The sequence below is a fragment of the Arthrobacter sp. AG258 genome (genome assembly GCF_004364695.1).
Lineage (GTDB): Bacteria > Actinomycetota > Actinomycetes > Actinomycetales > Micrococcaceae > Arthrobacter.
In genome coordinates this window covers 111,084-130,587 of the sequence record NZ_SOBI01000008.1, presented here as the reverse complement: position 1 = coordinate 130,587, position 19,504 = coordinate 111,084, and the positions used below count along the sequence as shown (strand labels likewise).

The 19,504-nt window shown below is 67.0% G+C and carries 18 protein-coding genes and 1 riboswitch; of the genes, 14 read left to right on the top strand and 4 right to left on the bottom strand.

Annotation, left to right across the window (positions count from 1 at the left end):
- The first annotated feature begins 145 nt into the window (after positions 1–145).
- The 7 genes from DFO47_RS16960 to DFO47_RS16935 all read left to right on the top strand — a co-directional run bounded on the left by DFO47_RS16960 (position 146) and on the right by DFO47_RS16935 (position 9,420).
- Complete coding sequence (locus tag DFO47_RS16960; RefSeq protein WP_347876407.1) at positions 146–1,015, top strand: glycosyltransferase family 2 protein; 870 nt, start codon at positions 146–148, stop codon at positions 1,013–1,015.
- A gap of 4 nt (positions 1,016–1,019) precedes the next feature.
- The gene (locus tag DFO47_RS16955; RefSeq protein WP_133832396.1) at positions 1,020–2,012 is read left to right on the top strand and encodes a glycosyltransferase; all 993 of its coding nucleotides are present in this window, start codon (positions 1,020–1,022) and stop codon (positions 2,010–2,012) included.
- Positions 2,009–3,304, top strand: coding sequence for a glycosyltransferase (locus DFO47_RS16950; RefSeq protein WP_018762859.1), 1,296 nt, complete (start codon positions 2,009–2,011; stop codon positions 3,302–3,304). The genes DFO47_RS16955 and DFO47_RS16950 overlap by 4 nt, the downstream gene beginning before the upstream one ends.
- Positions 3,305–3,378: 74 nt before the next feature.
- Positions 3,379–5,592, top strand: coding sequence for a hypothetical protein (locus DFO47_RS21150; RefSeq protein WP_166651743.1), 2,214 nt, complete (start codon positions 3,379–3,381; stop codon positions 5,590–5,592).
- Positions 5,573–6,403, top strand: coding sequence for a glycoside hydrolase family 16 protein (locus DFO47_RS16945; RefSeq protein WP_166651742.1), 831 nt, complete (start codon positions 5,573–5,575; stop codon positions 6,401–6,403). The genes DFO47_RS21150 and DFO47_RS16945 overlap by 20 nt, the downstream gene beginning before the upstream one ends.
- Positions 6,404–6,469: 66 nt before the next feature.
- Complete coding sequence (locus DFO47_RS16940; RefSeq protein ID WP_133832394.1) at positions 6,470–8,416, top strand: hypothetical protein; 1,947 nt, start codon at positions 6,470–6,472, stop codon at positions 8,414–8,416.
- The gene (locus DFO47_RS16935; protein ID WP_133832393.1) at positions 8,413–9,420 is read left to right on the top strand and encodes an aminoglycoside phosphotransferase family protein; all 1,008 of its coding nucleotides are present in this window, start codon (positions 8,413–8,415) and stop codon (positions 9,418–9,420) included. The genes DFO47_RS16940 and DFO47_RS16935 overlap by 4 nt, the downstream gene beginning before the upstream one ends.
- Before the next feature lie 78 nt (positions 9,421–9,498).
- On the opposite strand, the gene DFO47_RS16930 is transcribed toward DFO47_RS16935, so the two are convergent.
- The 3 genes from DFO47_RS16930 to DFO47_RS16920 all read right to left on the bottom strand — a co-directional run bounded on the left by DFO47_RS16930 (position 9,499) and on the right by DFO47_RS16920 (position 13,325).
- A complete protein-coding gene (locus DFO47_RS16930; RefSeq protein WP_166651741.1) occupies positions 9,499–10,986 on the bottom strand; it encodes a lipopolysaccharide biosynthesis protein in 1,488 nt (495 codons plus the stop codon).
- A complete protein-coding gene (locus tag DFO47_RS16925; protein ID WP_133832391.1) occupies positions 10,983–12,173 on the bottom strand; it encodes a glycosyltransferase in 1,191 nt (396 codons plus the stop codon). Before DFO47_RS16925 ends, DFO47_RS16930 begins: the two co-directional genes overlap by 4 nt.
- 132 nt (positions 12,174–12,305) lie before the next feature.
- Positions 12,306–13,325, bottom strand: a complete 1,020-nt coding sequence (locus DFO47_RS16920; protein WP_133832390.1) for a glycoside hydrolase family 16 protein — start codon at positions 13,323–13,325, stop codon at positions 12,306–12,308.
- Positions 13,326–13,410: 85 nt separating this feature from the next.
- Positions 13,411–13,587: riboswitch (cyclic di-AMP (ydaO/yuaA leader) on the bottom strand.
- Positions 13,588–13,949: 362 nt separating this feature from the next.
- Between DFO47_RS16920 and rpsF the strand changes: the two genes are divergently transcribed.
- The 7 genes from rpsF (at position 13,950) to DFO47_RS16885 (ending at position 18,525) form a co-directional block, all read left to right on the top strand.
- A complete protein-coding gene (gene rpsF / locus DFO47_RS16915) occupies positions 13,950–14,255 on the top strand; it encodes a 30S ribosomal protein S6 (protein WP_013602900.1) in 306 nt (101 codons plus the stop codon).
- A 71-nt stretch (positions 14,256–14,326) separates the two neighbouring features.
- Positions 14,327–14,902 carry a single-stranded DNA-binding protein gene (locus tag DFO47_RS16910; protein ID WP_018762866.1) on the top strand — a complete coding sequence of 192 codons (576 nt, stop codon included), beginning with the start codon at positions 14,327–14,329 and terminating at the stop codon, positions 14,900–14,902.
- Between the two features lie 126 nt (positions 14,903–15,028).
- The gene (gene rpsR / locus DFO47_RS16905; RefSeq protein ID WP_003800144.1) at positions 15,029–15,268 is read left to right on the top strand and encodes a 30S ribosomal protein S18; all 240 of its coding nucleotides are present in this window, start codon (positions 15,029–15,031) and stop codon (positions 15,266–15,268) included.
- Between the two features lie 17 nt (positions 15,269–15,285).
- A complete protein-coding gene (gene rplI, locus DFO47_RS16900; protein WP_018762867.1) occupies positions 15,286–15,738 on the top strand; it encodes a 50S ribosomal protein L9 in 453 nt (150 codons plus the stop codon).
- A gap of 171 nt (positions 15,739–15,909) precedes the next feature.
- Entirely contained in the window at positions 15,910–16,914 is a 1,005-nt protein-coding gene (locus DFO47_RS16895; protein WP_133832389.1) for a YdcF family protein, read from the top strand.
- A gap of 41 nt (positions 16,915–16,955) precedes the next feature.
- Complete coding sequence (locus tag DFO47_RS16890) at positions 16,956–17,804, top strand: PhzF family phenazine biosynthesis protein (RefSeq protein ID WP_018762869.1); 849 nt, start codon at positions 16,956–16,958, stop codon at positions 17,802–17,804.
- 94 nt (positions 17,805–17,898) lie between these two features.
- Entirely contained in the window at positions 17,899–18,525 is a 627-nt protein-coding gene (locus tag DFO47_RS16885) for an FMN reductase (RefSeq protein WP_133832437.1), read from the top strand.
- Here DFO47_RS16885 and DFO47_RS16880 read toward each other — a convergent pair.
- Positions 18,522–19,097: a hypothetical protein gene (locus DFO47_RS16880; RefSeq protein WP_133832388.1), complete on the bottom strand. Its 576-nt coding sequence runs from the start codon at positions 19,095–19,097 to the stop codon at positions 18,522–18,524. The genes DFO47_RS16885 and DFO47_RS16880 overlap by 4 nt on opposite strands.
- Positions 19,098–19,504: the final 407 nt, after the last annotated feature.

The following is a 19,504-nucleotide window of genomic DNA, read 5'->3' as shown; positions in this document are numbered from 1 at the left end:
ATTAGGTAGGGGGTAGTCTGCCGGGAACGGCCAGAGGATTGGCGATGGGTTGCTGGGGGATCAGCGACCAGACCATGACCGGATCAAGCGTATGTGCCGCGGCGAAACCGCCGGCGGCATTGTCCAGAATCCGAACTGTCATGAAGTGGTGAGGCAATTGTCGATTTCGCCCCAACTGCCGGCTTTGTTTTCCCAGCCGGGACTCTTATTTCCACAAGCTTCAATCAGCGTTGTTATTCCCACGTTGAACGAGGAAAAGAACCTTCCCTGGGTTCTGCGCCGGATGCCCTCTTACGTCGATGAAGTGGTGATCGTGGACGGGCGTTCGCAGGACAACACCGTCGAAGTGGCCAAGGCGCTTCGCTCGGACGTCGTGGTGGTCAACGAACCCCGGAAAGGAAAGGGCGTGGCCCTTCGTTCCGGCTTCGCGGCCGCCAGCGGGGACATCATTGTGATGCTGGATGCCGATGGCAGCATGGATCCGCAGGAGATCGGGTGGTTCGTGGCGCCCCTCCAGCACGACTTCGATTTCGTCAAGGGATCCCGGCACGTCACCGGCGGCGGGTCCGAAGACCTGACCCGGCTGCGGAAGGCCGGCAACCGGGCGCTGACGGGACTTGCGAACGCTGTCCTGCACAGCAACTATTCGGACCTCTGCTACGGCTACATCGCTTTCCGGCGCGAATGCCTGGAGGTGCTGGAGCTTGAGTCCGACGGTTTCGAAATCGAAACCGAACTCATCGTCCGGGCCGCCAAGGCGGGACTGCGGATCGCCGAGGTCCCCAGCCTGGAGCTGGACAGGATCTCCGGCGCCTCCAACCTGCAGACGTTCCGCGACGGGTGGCGCGTGCTGCACACCCTGGCCCGGGAATGCGCCGTATGGGAGGCCCCCACAGCCGGAGCACGCCCCGAGGCCCTCCGCCGCGTGAAGTACACCTACTCCAACGTCCGCTTCCCGCGCCTGCCCGTGGACCCGCACAGCGTCCTTACTCCGGCGGTGAGCCACCATGCTTGATCGCATGAAACCCCTTTCCGTGACGGTGGTGATCTGCGCGTACACGTCGGCGCGGTGGGGGATGTTGCTTGATGTCATCGAGTCGGTGCGCCAGCAAAGCCTGGCCCCGGACCAGGTGCTGGTGGTGGTTGACCATAACGAGGACCTGTACGAGAGGCTCGTCGAGATCGTCGACGACGTCACCGTGGTGGAGAGCACCGGGCAGGCCGGTCTGTCCGGGGCACGCAATACCGGCGTCGGGCTCGCTGAGTCGGACATTGTCGCCTTCCTTGACGACGATGCCGAGGCAGCGCCGGACTGGCTCGAGCGCCTGGTGGCGCTGTACGACGATCCGGACGTTTTGGCCGTGGGCGGCAAGGTGGTCCCGCTGTGGGAGGCCGGCCGGCCGGGCTATTTCGCGGAGGAACTTGACTGGATCGTGGGCTGCAGTCACCGGGGCATGCCGCGGGTGGCCTCCGAAGTCCGCAACGTCATCGGTGCCAACATGTCCTTCCGGCTCGAGGTCCTGCGCCAAGTAGGCGGATTCAACCTCTCGCTGGGACGCAAGGGCACCTTGCCGCTGGGCTGTGAGGAGACCGAAATCTGCATCCGCTCCCAGATGGGGTCGCCCGGCTCGCGCATCGTGTACGAACCGGCGGCGCTGGTCCACCACCACGTCCCCGCCTCCCGCGGAACGTTGAGGTACATGATGTCCCGCTCCTGGTCCGAAGGGCTCTCCAAAGCCCAGGTCAGCCAGTTGGTGGGCCACAAACGGGCCCTCGGGCCCGAGCGCCGGTACGTGCGCAGCGTCCTTCCGCGGGCGGTGTTCACCGGGCTGCGTTCCTGGGGCCGCGACGGCAGCGCCGACGGGCTGGGCCGTGCGGGGGCCGTGATTGCGGTGCTTGCCTGCACTGCGGCCGGGTACTTCCAAGGGCGCCGCCTCCAACACTGGACGGGCCCCGATGAGGCGGACGACGCCCTGGTTCCGGCCGGCGGTCAGTGGAGGGAAGTGCAATGAGCGAGGGCGCCAGCCGTGTGCTTGAGGGGCTTCAGGGCGAAGCACTGATCCTGGTGCCCGCCATGGAGTCCGTGTTGCCTCCGGTCTGGCCGGGGGCCCGGTGGATCGGGTCAGTGGACCTGGAGGATCTTGCGGATTGCTCGCACTTTGAACTGGAGAACCATGCCGGATACGAACGGGCACGGCTGTTGGTGCGTGCGTCGGGGGTCGTGCGGGGATTCGTCGACGTGCCGTCGCCGTCGGGAATCGTGGATCGGGTTGTATTCGAGGACGCCTTGGCGGCCTTGCCACGTGTCACTTCATTCCCGCCGGCTGTGACGGCCCCGCACATCACAGTAGTGGTGTGCACCAGGGACCGCACGCCGCAGCTGCGGGCGGCGCTGATGACCATCCTTGCGCTCGACTATCCCCGCTTCGACGTGGTGGTGGTTGACAACGCACCGGCGACGCACGACACGGAGGAACTGGTGCGCCGGGACTTCAGGGACAAGCGCGTGCGCCTGGTCACCGAACCCGCTCCCGGCCTGTCCAACGCCAGGAACACCGGCCTGGAACACGCCAGGGGAAGCCTGGTGGCGTTCACGGACGACGACGTGGTTGTCGACAGGTCCTGGTTGTGGGAGATTGCCGCTGCGTTCGAAGCCGCTCCCGAGGCGGCCTGCGTCACCGGCCTGGTCCCGGCAGGGGAGCTCAGGACCCCCACCCAGGGCTACTTCGATGCGAAGGTGAGCTGGTCGCGGAGCCTGGTGCCGCGGGTCTATTCCCTGGCAGACCCGCCCGAGGGGCTGCCGAAGTTCCCGTTCAGCCCGGGGGCTTTCGGGACCGGAGCGAACTTCGCCCTGAAGCGCCACGCCGCCCTCACCCTCGGCGGATTCGACCCGGCCTTGGGCGTCGGCACCCCCACGGGCGGCGGCGAGGATATCGACATGTTCACCCGGGTCATCCTGGCCGGATATGCCCTGGTGGTCCAGCCGGCAGCGATCGTGTGGCACCGCCACCGGGACGGACTCGAAGACCTCCGGGTGCAGGCCCGCGGGTACGGCACCGGGCTGGGCGCATGGATGACGAAAGTGATGATGGACCCGCACACCGCCAGGCTGGCGCTGGCCAGGAGCTGGGGCGTGGGGATGGAATACCTGGCCCACCAGCACCCTGCCCGGCCGGCTCTCCAAGGTCCACCAGCCCACGGTTCCCTCGAAGCCCAGGTGGCCAGGCTCGCCTGGCTGCAGATGTTGGCCGTGGCCGTGGGCCCCTACAAGTACCTGCAGTCCCGCCGGACAGCCGGCAGTTAGCAAACACAGTCCACCCAGTGCTGGTGCGGAGAAACCCTCCGCCAGTGGCAAGCCAACCCAGGAGTTGAAACAGTATGGCGCTTCTTATCAGGGGTGACGTCTCCGGTCCCATGAACTCCCGCACGTCGCGCCGGCGCAGGCCCGGATACGCCGATTACGCCCTGGCCTTGTTGAGCACCGTGACGGCGGCCCTGATCCTGTTCGACATCGGGGGTGAGACCTTCGCCGGCGCCAAACTCCTGGCTTGCCTGGTCCTGCCCGGCTGGGCGCTGGTGCGGTGGCTCCCCAGTGTGGACCCGGCAGCCCGCCTGGTATTCACGGTCGTTGCCGGCGCTACGGCCTTCGCCCTGACCGCCGCGGCCATGGGTTGGCTGCAACTCTGGAATCCCCGGCCCGCCGCCGTCGGGATCATGCTGGCAGCCGCCGTCGCCCTCCTGGTTCCCGGCCCGGAACGGATCCGGGCTGCCTCCTCCCCGCTGCCCCGCCCGCAACCCGGCACCTATGCGCCGTGGCTGGTCCTGGTGGCCGCCATGGGCATGTGGGTGGCCTCCCTTGCCGCGACTAACCCGCGCCTGGGTGACTTAGGGCTCCTGACTGCCTTCCCGGTGACCTGGTACGCCGCGCTGGCGCTGGTCGTGGCCCTGTGCATCTGGAGCATCTCGCGGCAGCGGCTGCATTCAGGCTGGCTCGCGGGAGCCTCCCTGACCGGGCTGGTGGTGATGTTGTACTCCTCTGCCGGGCTGCTGACCGCCGTCCCGCGGCTGCCGTGGACGTACAAACACATTGCCGTCACGGACCTGATCCAGACCACCGGGCATTTCGATCCCAGCATCGATATCTACAACCGCTGGCCCGGGTTTTTCCTCTTCAGCGCCTTCCTCGGCGAATCCAGCGGATACCAGGACCCCATGGCGTACGCAGGCTGGGCTGAACCGGTGTTCGCGCTCATGAGTGTTGCGCTGGTGCTCGCAATCGCCCGGGCCCTGACCCGGAACCCGCGGATCTACTGGACCGCCGCCCTGGTGTTCACCCTCACCAACTGGCTCAACCAGAACTACTACTCACCGCAGGCCTTTGCCTACACCCTGCACCTGACGATGTGCCTGGTGATCCTGACGTTCCTGCGCGGCACACCAGCCGGCTGGGTACTCAAGCTGGAGCGCCGGGTGGCGGCCCGGCTCGCCAAGTCCGAGGCCCAGGTGGATGAACCCCCAACGTACAGCGGCCGGCAGCAGGCGCTGGCAATCGTTGCGGTCCTTGTCCTGCAGGCAATGATCGTGATGAGCCACCAGCTGACTCCCTACCTGGCCATCCTGGGGCTCTTCCCCCTGTTCCTGACCCGCTACTTCAAGCCCGCCTGGGTTGCACCGGCACTTCTGCTGATGGCTTTGCTCTACCTCCTGCCCAACGTCGATTTCGTAGCGGGCAAGTACGGCCTTTTGAGCGGTTTCGATTTCTTCGCCAACGCCGGGTACAAGGCGTCCAACGGAAGTCCCGGGCCATCCCTCCTCTCCGGTCGGTGGCTGGCCCGCGAGGCGCTCGCCCTGTCCTTGTTCACCGCACTGCTGGCCGGTCTTGGATTCATCCGCAACATCCGCCTGGGCAACATCCGCACCACCCTGATCGTGGGGACGCTGGCTGCGACGCCGATCCTTGGGCTTTTCGGCACCTCCTATGGCGGCGAAGGCAGGCTCCGCGTGTTCATGTTTGCCCTTCCGTGGCTGGCCATCGGCGCGGCGTGGTTCCTCTGGGCCGGCAAGGTGCCCACCAGGAGGACAGTGGTAGGGGCAGCGTCGGCGGTCACGGTCCTGGCGGTCATGTTCACCGCGGTGTATTTCCAGAACGAGGCCAACGTCCGGGTGCCCGCGGCGGATGTTTCGGCCAGCCGCTGGCTCGATTCGAACGTCCGGAAGGGCGATGCGGTGGTGGAAACTAACTACCACCTGCCGCTCCTGATTGGCCCGCACTATTCCTTCTACCTCCGCACCGGCCAGTTGGTTTCGGTTGCCTCCAAGCTCCACAGTTCCACCCAGCCCTTCACCGGGGACGACATGGTGGCCTATGTGGACAAGACCCGGGCCGGAGCGAACCTGCGGGCCTCGGACCGGCTGTTCGTTGTGGTCTCCGACCTCCAGCAGCGGACCTCGACCGGTGTCCTGCGGCAGTTCTCCAAGGATGCCATGGTCCCGTTGGAGCACGACCTGGACGTATCCAAGGCCGCACAGGTTGTCTTTGAGAACAAGTCGGTGCGTATCTATGAGGTTTCCCGTGCTGACTGGGGCAACTAGCGGCCGGGTGTACCAACTGTCGCTGGTCACGGTGACGTCCCTTTCCCTGGTGGGGGCGGCCCTGCTGGCCCTGCATGCCGATTCATCGCAGGTCAACGGGGCGCCCCGCGGGGACCTGCCCTCCTGGCGCCAGACCATGGTCCAGGACTTCAACGTCGCTGCGGCACCAGGGGCCGTAGGCGGCGTCTACGGCCAGGACATGCGCGGCTACGACGGACTGTCCGATTCCTCGGGGTTCGGAACGTACACCCCTGACCAGGTCTTGTCGGTCCACGACGGCTACCTCGATTTCCACCTCCACTATTCGAACAACCGGCCGCGGGTGGCCAGCGTCATCCCGTTCGGGTACTCGGGCCAGATTTACGGAAGGTATTCCGTCCGGTTCAGGTACGACTCCATTCCGGGCTACAAGGTGGCATTCCTCCTCTGGCCGGCCAGCGACGACTGGAACGAGGGAGAGATCGACTGGCCGGAGGGCGCCCTGGACGGGTCCCTCTACGGAAACTCCGCGATCAAGGGAACCCGGACGCCGACCGGCATGCAGTTCGACCCCGGTGACAGGCGCTATTCGGCGGCCCGGCCGGGGCAGTGGCACGTTGCCACCATCGAATGGCGTCCCGGCCTGGTCCAGTGGTTCCTTGACGGGAAGCTCGTGGACCAGACCACCAAGCCGGCGGGAGTGCCGGACACCCCCATGCGCTGGACGCTCCAGGTGGAAACGGCCGACGACGCCTCCAGTACCTTCCCCGCCCCCGGCACTGCCGGACACCTCCAGGTCGATTGGGTGGTGCAGTATGCCTACACACCCTAGGCCCCCCGAACACCTTTGCCCCGTACCCCCGGAGTTGGCTCCGGCAACCGATTGGAGGGTGGCGCCGTGGACGTCCTGAACAACCTGCCGGCCGGTGGTGCCGCGACGGAAATCCTGCGCGTCCATCCCCGGCTGGCCGCGGTCTTCGATGCCCTCGATGCGTCCAGCTGGCCGTGGCTGCTGCTCCGCGGCGGGGATGACCTCGCCCTGCCGGCCGGCGACGTGGACATCCTTGTGGACAAAGGCGTCCTGCCCGTGCTGGATGGACTGCTGGCTGCCGCGGGGTTCTGCCGGGTCCGGGCGCCGGGCCACGGCAGCCACAGGTTCTACTTCCACTATGCGGTGGATGACGGGGCCTGGATCAAGCTCGATGTCGTCTCCGACCTCGCCTTCGGGCCCTACCAGCAGTGGCGCACCCCGTGGGCGGCCCGCTGCCTGCGCCGAAGGGTGCGCCGCGGAACGCACTGGATGCCGGACCCTGCCGACCAGGCATGGCTGCTCCTGCTCCACCTGTTCATGGACAAGGGCAGCATTTCCCCGGAGCGGCACCCGTTGGCGCGTGCCGCAGCAAGGACAGCGGCCGACGGCGGGCGCATCGCGGAGTCGGTCAGGCGCCGGGTGGGTGCCGGGCTGGTGGCCGAGATGGTGGATTCGGTCCTGGACGGACGGTTCGACGACGTTCCCGGGACGGCGGCCCGCATGCGTGCCGCTTGGCGCGGCGGCTTGAGCCCGCGCCTGATTGCGGGAGCCAACAGGGTGCTGAGGCATGCCGGGGCCCAAGTCCGCGGGCACACTCCGCTGCTGGGCGTCATGGCACCGGACGGCGCCGGGAAGACCACGTTGCTCAACGGCCTGCACGCCGACGTTCCGCTGCCTACCAAGTACGTTTACATGGGCCTGTGGGGAGCCGGCCCCTGGGACAAGGTCCTTGGCCGGATCCCCGGCGGACGGACCGGGAAGAAGATCTACCGGCTGGTGCGCGGCGGAGTACTGGCCAGGTTCTACCGCCGCATGGGCAAGGTAGTGCTGATGGACCGCGTAGCGTACGACGCGCTGCTGGGCGGCTCCGGCGGCGGACCCCTGGCCGGGATGAGCAACGCACTCGCGCTGGCGGTAATCCCGGCCCCGGACGTCCTCCTCGTGCTGGATGTACCCGGCCCCGTGATGTTTGAGCGAAAAGGCGAACACAGCCCGGAGCTGCTGGAATCCTGGCGGCAGGACTACCTGAAGCTGGCCGGGCGCCTCCCCGGCGGCCGGGTGGTCGATGCGGCGCAGCCGGCGGCGGCCGTCCAACGGGTGGCCACCGGCATTGTCTGGGAGACGTTGTCCCGCCCTGCCGGCATCCGAGCGGCCACCCGACGTCGCAATCCCGGTAACGGCAGGAGTCCTGCTGCGCAGGAAAGTGTGGCCCCGGTTGCCCCGGCGGCTCCTGGCGCCGGCGCGGCGGAGGCCCTGGCCCTGCACCTCTGGCGCCTCCTGGACTGGCGATTCCTGATTCCGGTCCTGCAGCCCCGCAACCTTGGTTTCGCCGGACAGGTGAGCCAGGAAACGGAGGCGGCGCTGCGGCTCCTGGACCCGGAGGCCGTCCGCCTGGCCGGCCCGGCCGGCGCGTCATGCGACGTGGTGCTGCTGGCATCTCCGGGCCGCGGACACGTGGAAGCCGCCGGCCTGGCGCTGGAACCCGGGGGATGGATTTGCGTGGAAGCCAGCCGTTCGTTGCTCCAGCGCTCCGGCCCCCGGACGCTCCGGGGATGGAAGCGGACACTGGAGCGCCGCGGATACCAGGACGTCACCCTCTACTGGAATGCCCCCAACCGTGACCGCACCGCCAGGCTGGTTCCGGTCCGGTCGGGCGTGGCCATCCGTGACACCCTGGCGCTGCGGAAGGATGTGCGGTTTGGAGCGCTCAAAGCTGCCGCGGCCCACCTGGCCCTGGCACTTCACGTCTTCGACCTCATGGTTCCGGAGGGCACCGTCACGGGCAGGCGTCCGGAAGGGGGAGGCCGGCCATGAGCTTCGTCGACCAGTTCCTCCGGGAGCACTTCGAGGAATTCGCCCTTGACCGCTACGGCCTTGGCAGCGGGTGGGAAACGCTGCTGCTGACCCCGCGCTTCACCACCTCCCGGCACGTGGTGGCCCTGGTTTTTCCGGCCCGTGGAAGCGAACCCGCCCTGGTAGTGAAGATCCCGCGCCAGCCCGGAGACAGCAGCGGAGTCAGGCGGGAGGCCGCCATGCTGGACCAGCTCTCAGCCGCCGTCGACAGCCCGGGTGTTCCACGCCTGGTGGGAATCCGCGACGAGGGGCCGTACACGGTCCTGGTCGAGACGGCATTGACGGGTATTCCCCTGGATCCGCGGAAGGTGGCCGCGGACCTCCCGGCCGCCGTCGCGGCCGGGACGGGCTTTGTGGGGTCCCTGCCCTGCACCCATGCTGCAACGGACAACCCTGACTGGTACCAGCGCGCCGTCACCGCCCCGCTGGCGGCCCTGGAGCGGCTGGCCGGACCGGACGCCCAAACCGGCCAGCTGGTTGAGCGTACCCACGAACTCCTCGAACCCCTGCGTGCCGCCCGGCTCCCGGCCGTCATTGAGCACGGCGACCTGAGCCACCCCAACCTGCTGGTCAAGCCCGGCAGTGGCCTGCAGGTCATGGACTGGGAACGCTCCCTGACCGACGGCGTCCCCGGCCACGACCTGGTGTTCTACCTCCAGTACCTCAGTGAGTCCAGCGAGCAGGCGTTCGCCCGGGACGCCCAGATCGCAGCCTTCGACAAGGCATTCGGCCCCGGGGGTTGGGCGCTGGACCCGCTTTCGCGCCACCTTGGCATGCGGGGAGTGGAGGCCTCGCTGCTGCCGCTGCTGGTGATCACCACCTGGGCGCGGTCCACGGCAACGCTCGCCGACCGCCTGGCACAGGAAACGGATGCCGATCCGTCGCAGGGCAGGGACAAGGTTCGTGCCGCACTCCGCGCGGACCGGGACTACTGGCTGTGGCGCCACGCCGTCACAGCCGCCTAGGAAACGGCCCCGCCCGGGACACGCCGGCCTTTCGGCGGCGCCCGGGAAACGACAGCGGCCCTTGGGAAACCGCCGGGCTCAGGACGCGTGGTCGCGTGCCGGACCTGGGGGTTCGTGGCGGCGCTTGAAGAGCCCCAGGATCTCGTCGTGCAGGTCCCGGTAGCCGAACCGCAGGACCGCGTAGACCAGGCCCACGCCGGCAACAACCATGACGGCGAGCGTCAGCACCGGTCCCAGCGCATGCCGTGACAGGTTGAACAGGCCCACCAGGGCCACGGCCGCCCCGCACGCCAGGCCGGGTGCCGCGGCGCGGAGCATGCGGCGCATCCTTGTCCCCATGACCCTGGCGGCTACGGCCTGCATACCAAAAGCGAAGACCACCGCCACCACCATCTGGGCACACGCGACACCAACGATGCCCCAGCGCGTGGCGAAGACCAGCGCAGGGAGCAGGACCACCAGGCGGACCACGGAGATCCAGATGGAAAGCCCCGGCCTGCCCAGGGCTTTATAGACGTCATTCGCTCCGGCGCCCAGCGATCGAGCCGCCGCGTACAGGGCAAGGAACACCAGCGGCGTCACTGATTCCTCCCACTGCTGCCCGAACAGGACCGGCACCAGGACCGGAGCCACCACGGCAAGTCCCACCCCTGCCGTGATGCCGTACAGGGCCTGCACCGTGACGCTTTTCAGGTACCCGTCACGCAGTCGTTGCCGGTCACCGCGGACTTGCGTATAGAGCGGAAACAGGACGGTGGACAGCACGAAGAACACGTTAAGGATCAGGGCCTCCGGGAGCCGGAAGGCGAGCGTGTACAGGCCCAGCGCATGGGCCCCCAGAACGATCCCGATCACCAGGTAGTCGACGTCGAAGATTGCCCTGGCCAGCATGGTGCTCCCAGCAACGGGAGCACCAAAGCGGATGTTCTCGCCCAGGGCCCTCCTGCTGACGCGCCAGAGTTGCCACGGCGCCTCGTGGCGGACCAGGAACCAGCAGGTGGCAGCGTAGGCCACCGAGCCCGCGGCCGTTCCGACGGCGAGCGACCACGCGCCGTGGCCGGTGAAGGCCAGGTACAGGGTCACCGTCCCCATGGTCGCGGCACGCAGCACCGGAGCGGCGGTGAGTTGCCGGAACTTCAGGTCCCGGCGCATGATCGCTTCCGGAACGGCGCCGCAGGCCGTGGCCAGGACGGAGACGCCGAGAACCTGCACCAGGGGAGCCACGCCGTCGAGCCCGATGAGGTCTTCCACAGCATCGGCCGCGAGCACGGCGGCCAGGGCCAGTACGGTTCCCAGCGCCACCGAGAGCAGGAGCGCTGAACGGGCAATCACCTTCGTTTTGGGCAGATACACCAGTGCCTGGCCCACCCCGGCATCGGCGATGGTCTCGGCGTATGCCATGAGGACCAGCGCCAGGGCTACGAGGCCATACTCTTCAGGAGAGAGGAGCCGGGCCAGCACCACGGTGGTGACCAGCACAATGATCCGCCCGGAGGCAAAGGCCAGCCCCTGCCACAAGGCTCCCCGGACTCCCCTGCGTTCCAGCTCGCCGGGCGCGTAGGTCACAGTTGCCTTGACGTGCCGGATAAGTCCCCGGCAGGGGATGACACGGCCACGGCCGCCCGCACTTCGGCCAAGTACTCCGCGGCCACCGTGTCCCAGGACCGGACGGCGCCGGCGGCCTGGTCCAGTAGGCCGCCGGGGGTTACGTGCGGCGGCCGGGGTGCCCTGAGATGTTCTACGACCTTGCGGACCATTGCGTCCTGGCCGGCCTCGACGGTGAGCAGCGGGTGCGGCGGAAGTTCACGTGCCGCCACCGGGGAGGCCACTACAGGCAGCCCGGCGGCAAGGGCCTCAAGCACGGAGTTTCGGATGCCTACGCCGTGTTCGTCGGGGAAGACGGCGACGTCGGCCCCCTTGAAGACATCCGGGAGTGAGGGCACGTTGGCCAGGATTTCGATGTGTGGACCGGCCAGCGCCTGGACTGCCGCTGTGGGTTGCCGCCCGGCGATGACGAACCGTGCCTCCGGGACCTCCCGCCACACGAGGGGAGCGATACGGGTGGCCAGGACCGTGGCGCTGTCCACGTTGGGGGCGTAGTTGAGGCTGCCCGCGAAGCAGACCACCGGCGCCTTCCGGTCCGGACGCGGCCCCGCGGCCACGCTGGTTCCGTTGGGGATGCTTTTCACGGACCGGCCGAGCTTCGCGGACCAGGCTGCAGCGTCCTGTGCCCCGACGGTCAGCAGCCGCGCCCTGGCGGGCAGCGACCGTTCCGCCCGTTCGGCGAGGTGCTCGCGCAGCCGGTAGGCCGGCCGGAGGGAGCGGGCAATATCCGTGTCCATGGCGGCCCGGATGGACCAAGGGTCCACCGTTTGCAGCACCACGGGACCGGCCACATGATGCGAAAGGAAGAGGGCGTGCGGGCCATGGATGAGGGTGGCCTCTCTGCTGCCGGACAGGGTGGCTGCCGCTGCCCGCGCTGACGGGGTGGAGCGCCGGTGCTTTCCCAGGCCGGCGAGGCCGCCGAAGGAGCGGACAAATGCGGCGGGGTCGTCCCGCGGGGCTAGTTCGTGGACGGTTTCGCAGCGGGCCCGGACCTCCGCCGGAACCGGGACAGGGCCGGAAAACGTCAGCAGCGTGACGGCAACATCCGCGGGAAGGTGAAGGATCACTTCGTACGGGATCATGGAGCTTCCATCACCGAGTTGCGGGTCCCGGTTTGGCACGCTTTCCGTCACGTACAGGAGCTTCATTGCAAGAGTGTACTGGATCACACTCGGGTGGCAGGGTTGCTCTGGGCAACTTTGTGGGGAACCGCAGGAAGCCAAAAAAGGGCGACGGCGGGAAGTCCCGCCGTCGCCCTTTCCAAGGGGGCGCGTGGCCGGCTACTGCCAGGCGCGGACGTAGTCCACCAGGAGTTGGGACTGCGGGCCGTACACCGGGTTCGTCGAGGAAGCGCCGACGTTCAGCACGATGTACTGCGGGGCGTTTCCGTCGTCCGTGGGGTAGGACTTGACCTTCACGCCGTCGAAGTAGACGTCCGACGAGTTGGCCATCCGGTGCAAGCCGAAGGTGTGGTATTCGTTGGCCCAGTTGCCGCCGACGCCACCCTGGTTGTGTGACCCGGAGCCGGAGTGGTAGTTCACGGTCATCTTGCCCTGGAGGACCTCCGCGATGTCGTTCTCGCCGGTGGCCGGCCAGGACTGCCCGGTGGTCCAGAACGCGGGCCAGTTATAGAGGCCGTTGGCGTTGCCGGGGAACTTGATGCGGGCCTCGACGTACCCGGTGGTGAACTGGTACCCGGTGCCCGCTCCACCCTTCGGGTTCGTGGAGACCAAGGACCCGGAAGACGAGGAGGCAAGGCTGAGGGCCAGGTTGCCGTTGGCCACGGAGACGTTGGCTGGGCTGGTGGCCACCTTGTTCATGGTTCCGCAGTTGGGGGAGAACCAGCAGTTGGACCACTTACCGCTGTCCAGGCCTGAACCGTTGAACTCGTCAGCGAAGGTCATGGTCCAGTTTCCGGGGACCCCTGCGGGCATGGGCGTCCCGCTGTTGGCCAGCGGTGCCGAGGCTGGTGCCACGGCGATGGGGGACTGCGGTGCAGGAGCCGCCACGGCCGGAGCCGGGGCGGGTGCCGCGGGAGCCGGCGCCTGGGCCGGAGCCTGCTCTGGTGCGGGCGCGGGTGCGGCTGCCGGTGCCGGGGCGGGCGCCGGAGCGGACTGGACTGCGGCCGACGGGGTGGGCTGGACCTGTACCTCGCTGCCGGCCCCGGCGGCGCTGGCCACCCGGGATACGTCGGCAGCTTCATTGCCGTTGGCGACGCCGAGGCCAAGGGAGGCTGCGCCGAGGACGGCTGCTGCCAGGCCGGCGGCCAAGGGCAGGCGGCGGGAATCTCTGGATGTCAAGAACTGACGGAGCCCGGCCGATGGGGTCTCATTCTGATGACGGCGGGCGCGTTTGGCGCTCGATTTGCGGGATGCGGGCATGGGGAATTTACCTCTCAACGCCGGCGGGGTTAGCTGTCGGGTTCGAATGCTGCCATTCGGCCGCGGATCGCGGCTTCACCCCGAGGGCAGGCGGGAGCCATACCCGTGACACTTGGGTCCCCCGCCTCTGCCTTGGAACCTGAGGGATCGCGGAAGCGGCAGAGTTGGGCGTCTTCCGGGATTGGGGCCGGCTGGGGCGGCCCACCCGAAGACCGTACACGAAAATCCCTGTGGAATCACAATTGGGTAACGGAAGCGGCGCGGTGGGCGTGGCGTCCCGCGGTGCACCGCATAGACGTCTAATGGCGACCGGCACACTCCTGCGTTTTCCACATACGTGTCCGGTCGGGCTGCTCCTGCCGCATCACGCGGCTAGCCTTGAGTCAAGCGCGAATCGCCTATCAGGTCCAGATGCACTAGGATATTGAAGTCTGTGCTGCGTCCTGCCTCCGTACTGGTGGCAAGGCACTGCGCGGAATCGCAAATGAACCTCCTGTTACGGAAATGCCGTAACCGCTTAGCCCAAAGGAGGTGGGTTCACATATGCGTCCTTACGAATTGATGGTAATCATCGACCCCGAGGTCGAAGAGCGTACCGTTGAGCCGTCGCTTCAGAAGTTCCTGAACGTCATCACCAACGATGGTGGAACCATCGAAAAGGTTGACATCTGGGGCCGTCGCCGTCTGGCTTACGAGATCAAGAAGAAGTCCGAAGGTATCTACGCCGTGGTGAACTTCACCGCCAAGCCGGAAACCGCCAAGGAACTTGACCGCCAGCTGTCTCTTAACGAGACCATCATGCGCACCAAGATCACCCGCCCCGAAGAGCAGAAGGTTGTTGCTGAGTAATCAGCACCAAAATTCATTCTTTACCCCGCAGGAACGCACTCTTCACCCAGGATCGAACAAGGAGGCAGTAGATGGCAGGCGAGACCACCATTACGGTCATCGGTAACCTCACCAATGACCCGGAATTGCGGTTCACACCGTCCGGTTCCGCAGTAGCGAACTTCACCATCGCTTCCACCCCCCGCACCTTTGATCGCCAGTCCAACGAGTGGAAGGACGGGGAGACCCTGTTCCTCCGCGCCGCGGTCTGGCGTGAAGCTGCCGAGAACGTCGCCGAATCCCTGACCAAGGGCATGCGCGTGATCGTCACCGGCCGCTTGAAGAGCCGTTCCTACGAAACAAAAGAAGGCGAAAAGCGCACTGTCATCGAGCTTGAGGTCGACGAAATCGGCCCCAGCCTGCGCTACGCCAACGCCAAGGTCAACCGCACCCAGCGCTCCGGCGGACAGGGTGGGGGCGGCTTCGGCGGCGGCAACGGCGGCGGTGGCTTCGGAGGCGGCAACCCTGGTGGAAACCAGGGCGGCAACTCCGGTGGAGGCTGGGGCGGCGGCAACCAGCAGGCTGCACAGGACGATCCCTGGGCCACGCCCGGCGTGTCCAATGCAGGCGGCTGGGGCAACGGCCCCGATTCCGAACCTCCCTTCTAAAACCCAAACAACGGCCCGATGCCGGGAATGCCCGGGAGCCGCAAGGCACCCAAGGTTTTGCCGCCGTCGGACCACCACCATCCCGTGGATCAATATCCACGGGCTCCCTAGAATAGGAGCTCCACGATGGCTAAGGCTGAACTCCGTAAGCCCAAACCAAAGTCCAACCCCTTGAAGGCCGCTGACATCACTGTCATCGACTACAAGGACGTAGCATTGCTGCGCAAGTTCATCTCCGACCGCGGAAAGATCCGCGCCCGTCGCGTCACTGGCGTCACGGTGCAGGAACAGCGCAAGATCGCCCAGGCAATCAAGAACGCCCGCGAAGTTGCTCTGCTGCCTTACTCCGGCGCTGGCCGCGGCTAAGGAAGGGATTAACTAACATGGCAAAGCTCATTCTGACCCACGAAGTAACCGGTCTCGGTGCTGCTGGCGATGTTGTCGAGGTCAAGGACGGTTACGCACGTAACTTCCTGCTGCCCCGCGGCTTCGCCCTGACCTGGACCAAGGGTGGCGAGAAGCAGGTTGAGTCCATCAAGGCTGCCCGCGCCGCCCGTGCGCACGCTTCTGTTGAAGCTGCACAGGCGCAGGCCCAGGCTCTGTCCTCCAAGAAGGTCAAGCTCGAGGTGAAGGCCGGCGAGTCCGGTCGTCTCTTCGGCACCGTCAAGCCTGCTGATGTCGCTGCCGCAGTCGAGGCCGCCGGCCTCGGTGCCATCGACAAGCGCAACGTTGAACTGCCGAACCACATCAAGTCTGTCGGTTCGTACACGGCCAACGTCCGCCTGCACGAGGATGTTTCCGCTGTCATCGACCTTGAGGTCGTTGCCGGAAAGTAGTTTCCGCACCGCAGTTCAGTGGCCCCCGCCCGGGATTCCGGTGCGGGGGCCATTTGCGTGCAAGGTCACTGCCGGGGTTTCCAGCGGCCGGCCGCGTGCGCCATAGGCTTGGGGCGGGCCGCTGTTCCTGGCCTGCACCACTCCACCGTTTCCACGGAAGGTCACCCAGCATTGCCGTTCCTCTTCGTCAGCTGCATCCTCCTGCTGGCCGCAGCCGTCAGCTTTGCGACCGACCGGAGGCGCCTGCGGAACGGAGTCTTCCTCGTCTCAGGGGCGGTCATCGGCTGGCTTGGGCTCCTCCTGGTCTCCGGCAACAACTCCAACAACTCCGTCCCTGTCCTCATAACCGTGGCCTTGGGCCTCCTGCTCATCGTCTCAGTGCCCATCCTGGCCGTGTTCCTTGTCCTCAACGGCCTCATCATGCTGCGCCGCGAAGGCCGCAGCCTGGCAAACCTGCTGTCCCTGCTGGCAGGGCTGGCCGTGGTGGCCGTTCCCCTTGTCCTGGCCGCCCTGCAGACGGCCGTACCCGCACTACGGGCGCTCACGTCGGCGGCTGCCCTGCTGACCGGCTACGTGGGCTTCGTGTTCGTCAGCTATCTGGTCTATTCGCTGATTTACTCGCACCTGCCGCCGCGCCGCCATCCCGAATACGTGGTGGTGTTGGGTTCCGGCCTGGCCGGCAGCTCGGTTCCGCCCCTGCTGGCCGCCCGGCTTGACGCGGCGGCGCGCCTGTACCGGGGCAAGCATGGCGGGTCCATCAGGGCTCTGATTCCCAGTGGCGGGCAGGGAGCCGATGAACTCCTCGCCGAAGGGACAGCGATGGCCCGCTACCTGCAGGAGCAGGGTGTTCCTGCCAACAGGATCATCGTGGAGGACCGGGCAGCAACCACCATGGAGAACCTGCACTTTTCGCGCGCGCTGATGGAGCGGCCGGACGCGCCCGTCACGGTGGTCACCAGCAGCTACCACGTGTTTCGTGCGGCCATGTTCACCCGGCGTGCGGGCCTGCGCGCCCACGTCACCGGGGCCAGGACGGCGGGCTACTTTATCCCCAGCGCGTTCCTTCGGGAATTTGTCGCCATCCTCGCAACCTACCGGTGGATCAACCTGGGCTTTTGTGCTGTGCTCACCGCCATTCCGTTGGCCGCCATGGCCCTGCCGCTGCTCCCTTCCTAGGACCGGCAGTCCGCCCGGCGGGCCGGTGGTAACCTGCTCCGGTGAACCCGACACCCAGCAGCCGTCCTTTCCACCAGGTGGATGTTTTCGCCGGCAACGCCTACCGCGGCAACCCGCTCGCCGTCGTCCTCGATGCCCACGGTCTTGACGCGGCAACAATGCAGCACTTCGCGAACTGGACCAACCTCTCCGAAACCACCTTCCTCTTGCCCGCGGAGGATCCCCGCGCCGACTACAAGGTCCGGATCTTCACCGGGAGCGAGGAGTTCCCGTTCGCGGGGCACCCCACGCTGGGATCCGCACATACCTGGCTGCAGGCCGGCGGGGTTCCGAAGTCCAGCGGCTTCGTGGTCCAGGAGTGCGGTGCCGGTCTGGTCAGGATCAAGCGCGACGCCGGCCGATTGGCTTTCGCCGCACCGCCCTTGACCCGCTTTGAGGCCGTGGACGAGCCCCTTCGGCGCCAGTTGGCTGTCGCCCTGGGAATCCCGGCCGGTGACATCGTGGACGCATCCTGGCTGGTGAATGGGCCGGAGTGGATCGGTGTCCTGCTGGGGTCTGCGGACCAGGTGATGGCGCTCGTGCCGGATCCGGTGGCCATGGGGAACCTGAAGGTCGGAGTCATCGGGCCGCATCTGTCCGGAGGGGACGCCGACTTTGAGGTGCGGACGTTTATCCCGGGTGATGCGATGGTGGAGGATCCGGTGACGGGCAGCTTCAACGCTGGGGCCGCCCAGTGGCTTATTGGTAGCGGCAGGGCACCTCGGCGCTATGTCGCCGCGCAGGGTACCGTCCTGGGCCGGGCAGGGCGTGTACATGTCACCGCCGAGGACGACGATGTGTGGGTGGGCGGAGAGTCCACTACCTGCATCCAGGGCACCGTCCTGCTTTGATGCGGGTCACGGGAATACATGAGGAGGTACCGCGGTTCAGGGATATAGATGCAAATGCATGTATGATCGAATGAACGAGCACCAGGAGAATGCCATGGAAACCCGCCGTATCACAGTCCTCTCCGCCGGACTTGGCGTCCCGTCGTCCAGCCGGCTGCTGGCCGACCAGCTGGCGGCCGCTGCCGAGCGGCGGCTCACCGCCGGTGGCCACGAGGTGCTGGTCGACGTCGTCGAACTCCGGGACCTCGCCGTCGACATCGCCAACAACTTCGTCACGGGATACGCCGCACCGCGCTTGGCGGAAGTCATCGCCGGGGTGGAGGCGTCGGATGGGATCATCGCCGTGACGCCGGTCTTCAGCGCCTCCTACAGCGGCCTCTTCAAATCGTTCTTCGACGTCCTGGACCCCAAGTCCCTGGACGGCAAGGCTGTCCTGCTGGGCGCCACCGGAGGTACCGACCGGCACCAGATGGTGCTGGATTACGCCTTGCGCCCGTTGTTCAGCTACCTGCGCACCCGCACGGCCGCCACGGGAGTCTTTGCCGGGCCCCAGGACTGGGGAACCGCGGAAGAGGGTGGCTCGTCGCTGGCCGACCGCATTGAGCGCGCTGCCGCCGAATTTACCCTGCTGTTGGAGGGTCCCCAGCCGGGCCGGAAGCCCGCACCCCTGGAGTCCCTGCCTTTCGAGCAACTCCTGGCCGGAATCGCCGGACCGCGCTAGTCGTCCAGCAGCGCGATGAATTCCCGGGCCTGGACCGGGGAGATGTCCGAGTGGCGCGTCAAGGCGGTAACGGCAGCCTCGGTGTCCCCGCTGCGGGCCAAGGAGCGGATCCGGCCGTAGATTTCGTCGTTGAGCATATTGCTGCTCACTTCACGGGTCACGTCGCCCTTGCTGGCGATGGCGCGGTAGCGGTAGGGGAAGCGTTGTGGCTCGTCATCCTCCTGCACAGCCTCTACCGGCTCCTGCTGGCGGTAGGGCTGGGGGTGTGCCGCCAGGGCGCCGACGGCGTCGCGCGAGGCCCGGAGTCCCTCGCCCGTGACCTCCCGGTACAGCCTGATGGCGGCCAACGGCTGCCCCTGCGCGATCATGGCGTACAAGCGACGGTGTTCGCTTTCTGACAACTTGCCGGCAGCGGCACGGGCCAGTTCCGTCGCCTGGTCCTGTGCCGGGCCGGCCGGCCGGGACGGGGCTCCTCCACCTGACGCCCTGCGCCCGCGGGCTGCGCGGTAGGCCACGATGACCCCCGCAACGACGGCGAGCAGGATAAGGACCGGGACCACTAGGGATTCCATTTTTTACGAGCCGTTCTGTGTACTTCCTGGCGGTCGCCAAGGCGGTTGCGTTGCCGGCTGTCCGTCCAGCCAAAGCCATACCTAGAGCTTAATCCAGAACCCGGTTATCCACAGCAATATTCATCTTGCTGCATACTGCAGCGTTCCCCTGCCGGTCAAGCTCCGCCAAGGGAATATGAGCAGCGCCACGCAGGAGGATGCCGGCATGCCGCGACCGGCCCCAGGCTGGTTCCGGCCTGCGGGTGCGGGCGCGGACCTGTGGATGAAATTCCTGGAAAGAAATATTTACTCCACATGCTGGTGAAGATGTTTCCGCAGGTCAGTGGGCTTTTAGGAGGTAAAAAAATTCTGTATCCACAGACTTCCCCACAGGCTGTGCACAAGCTATGCCCCGTAGTGCACAGGTT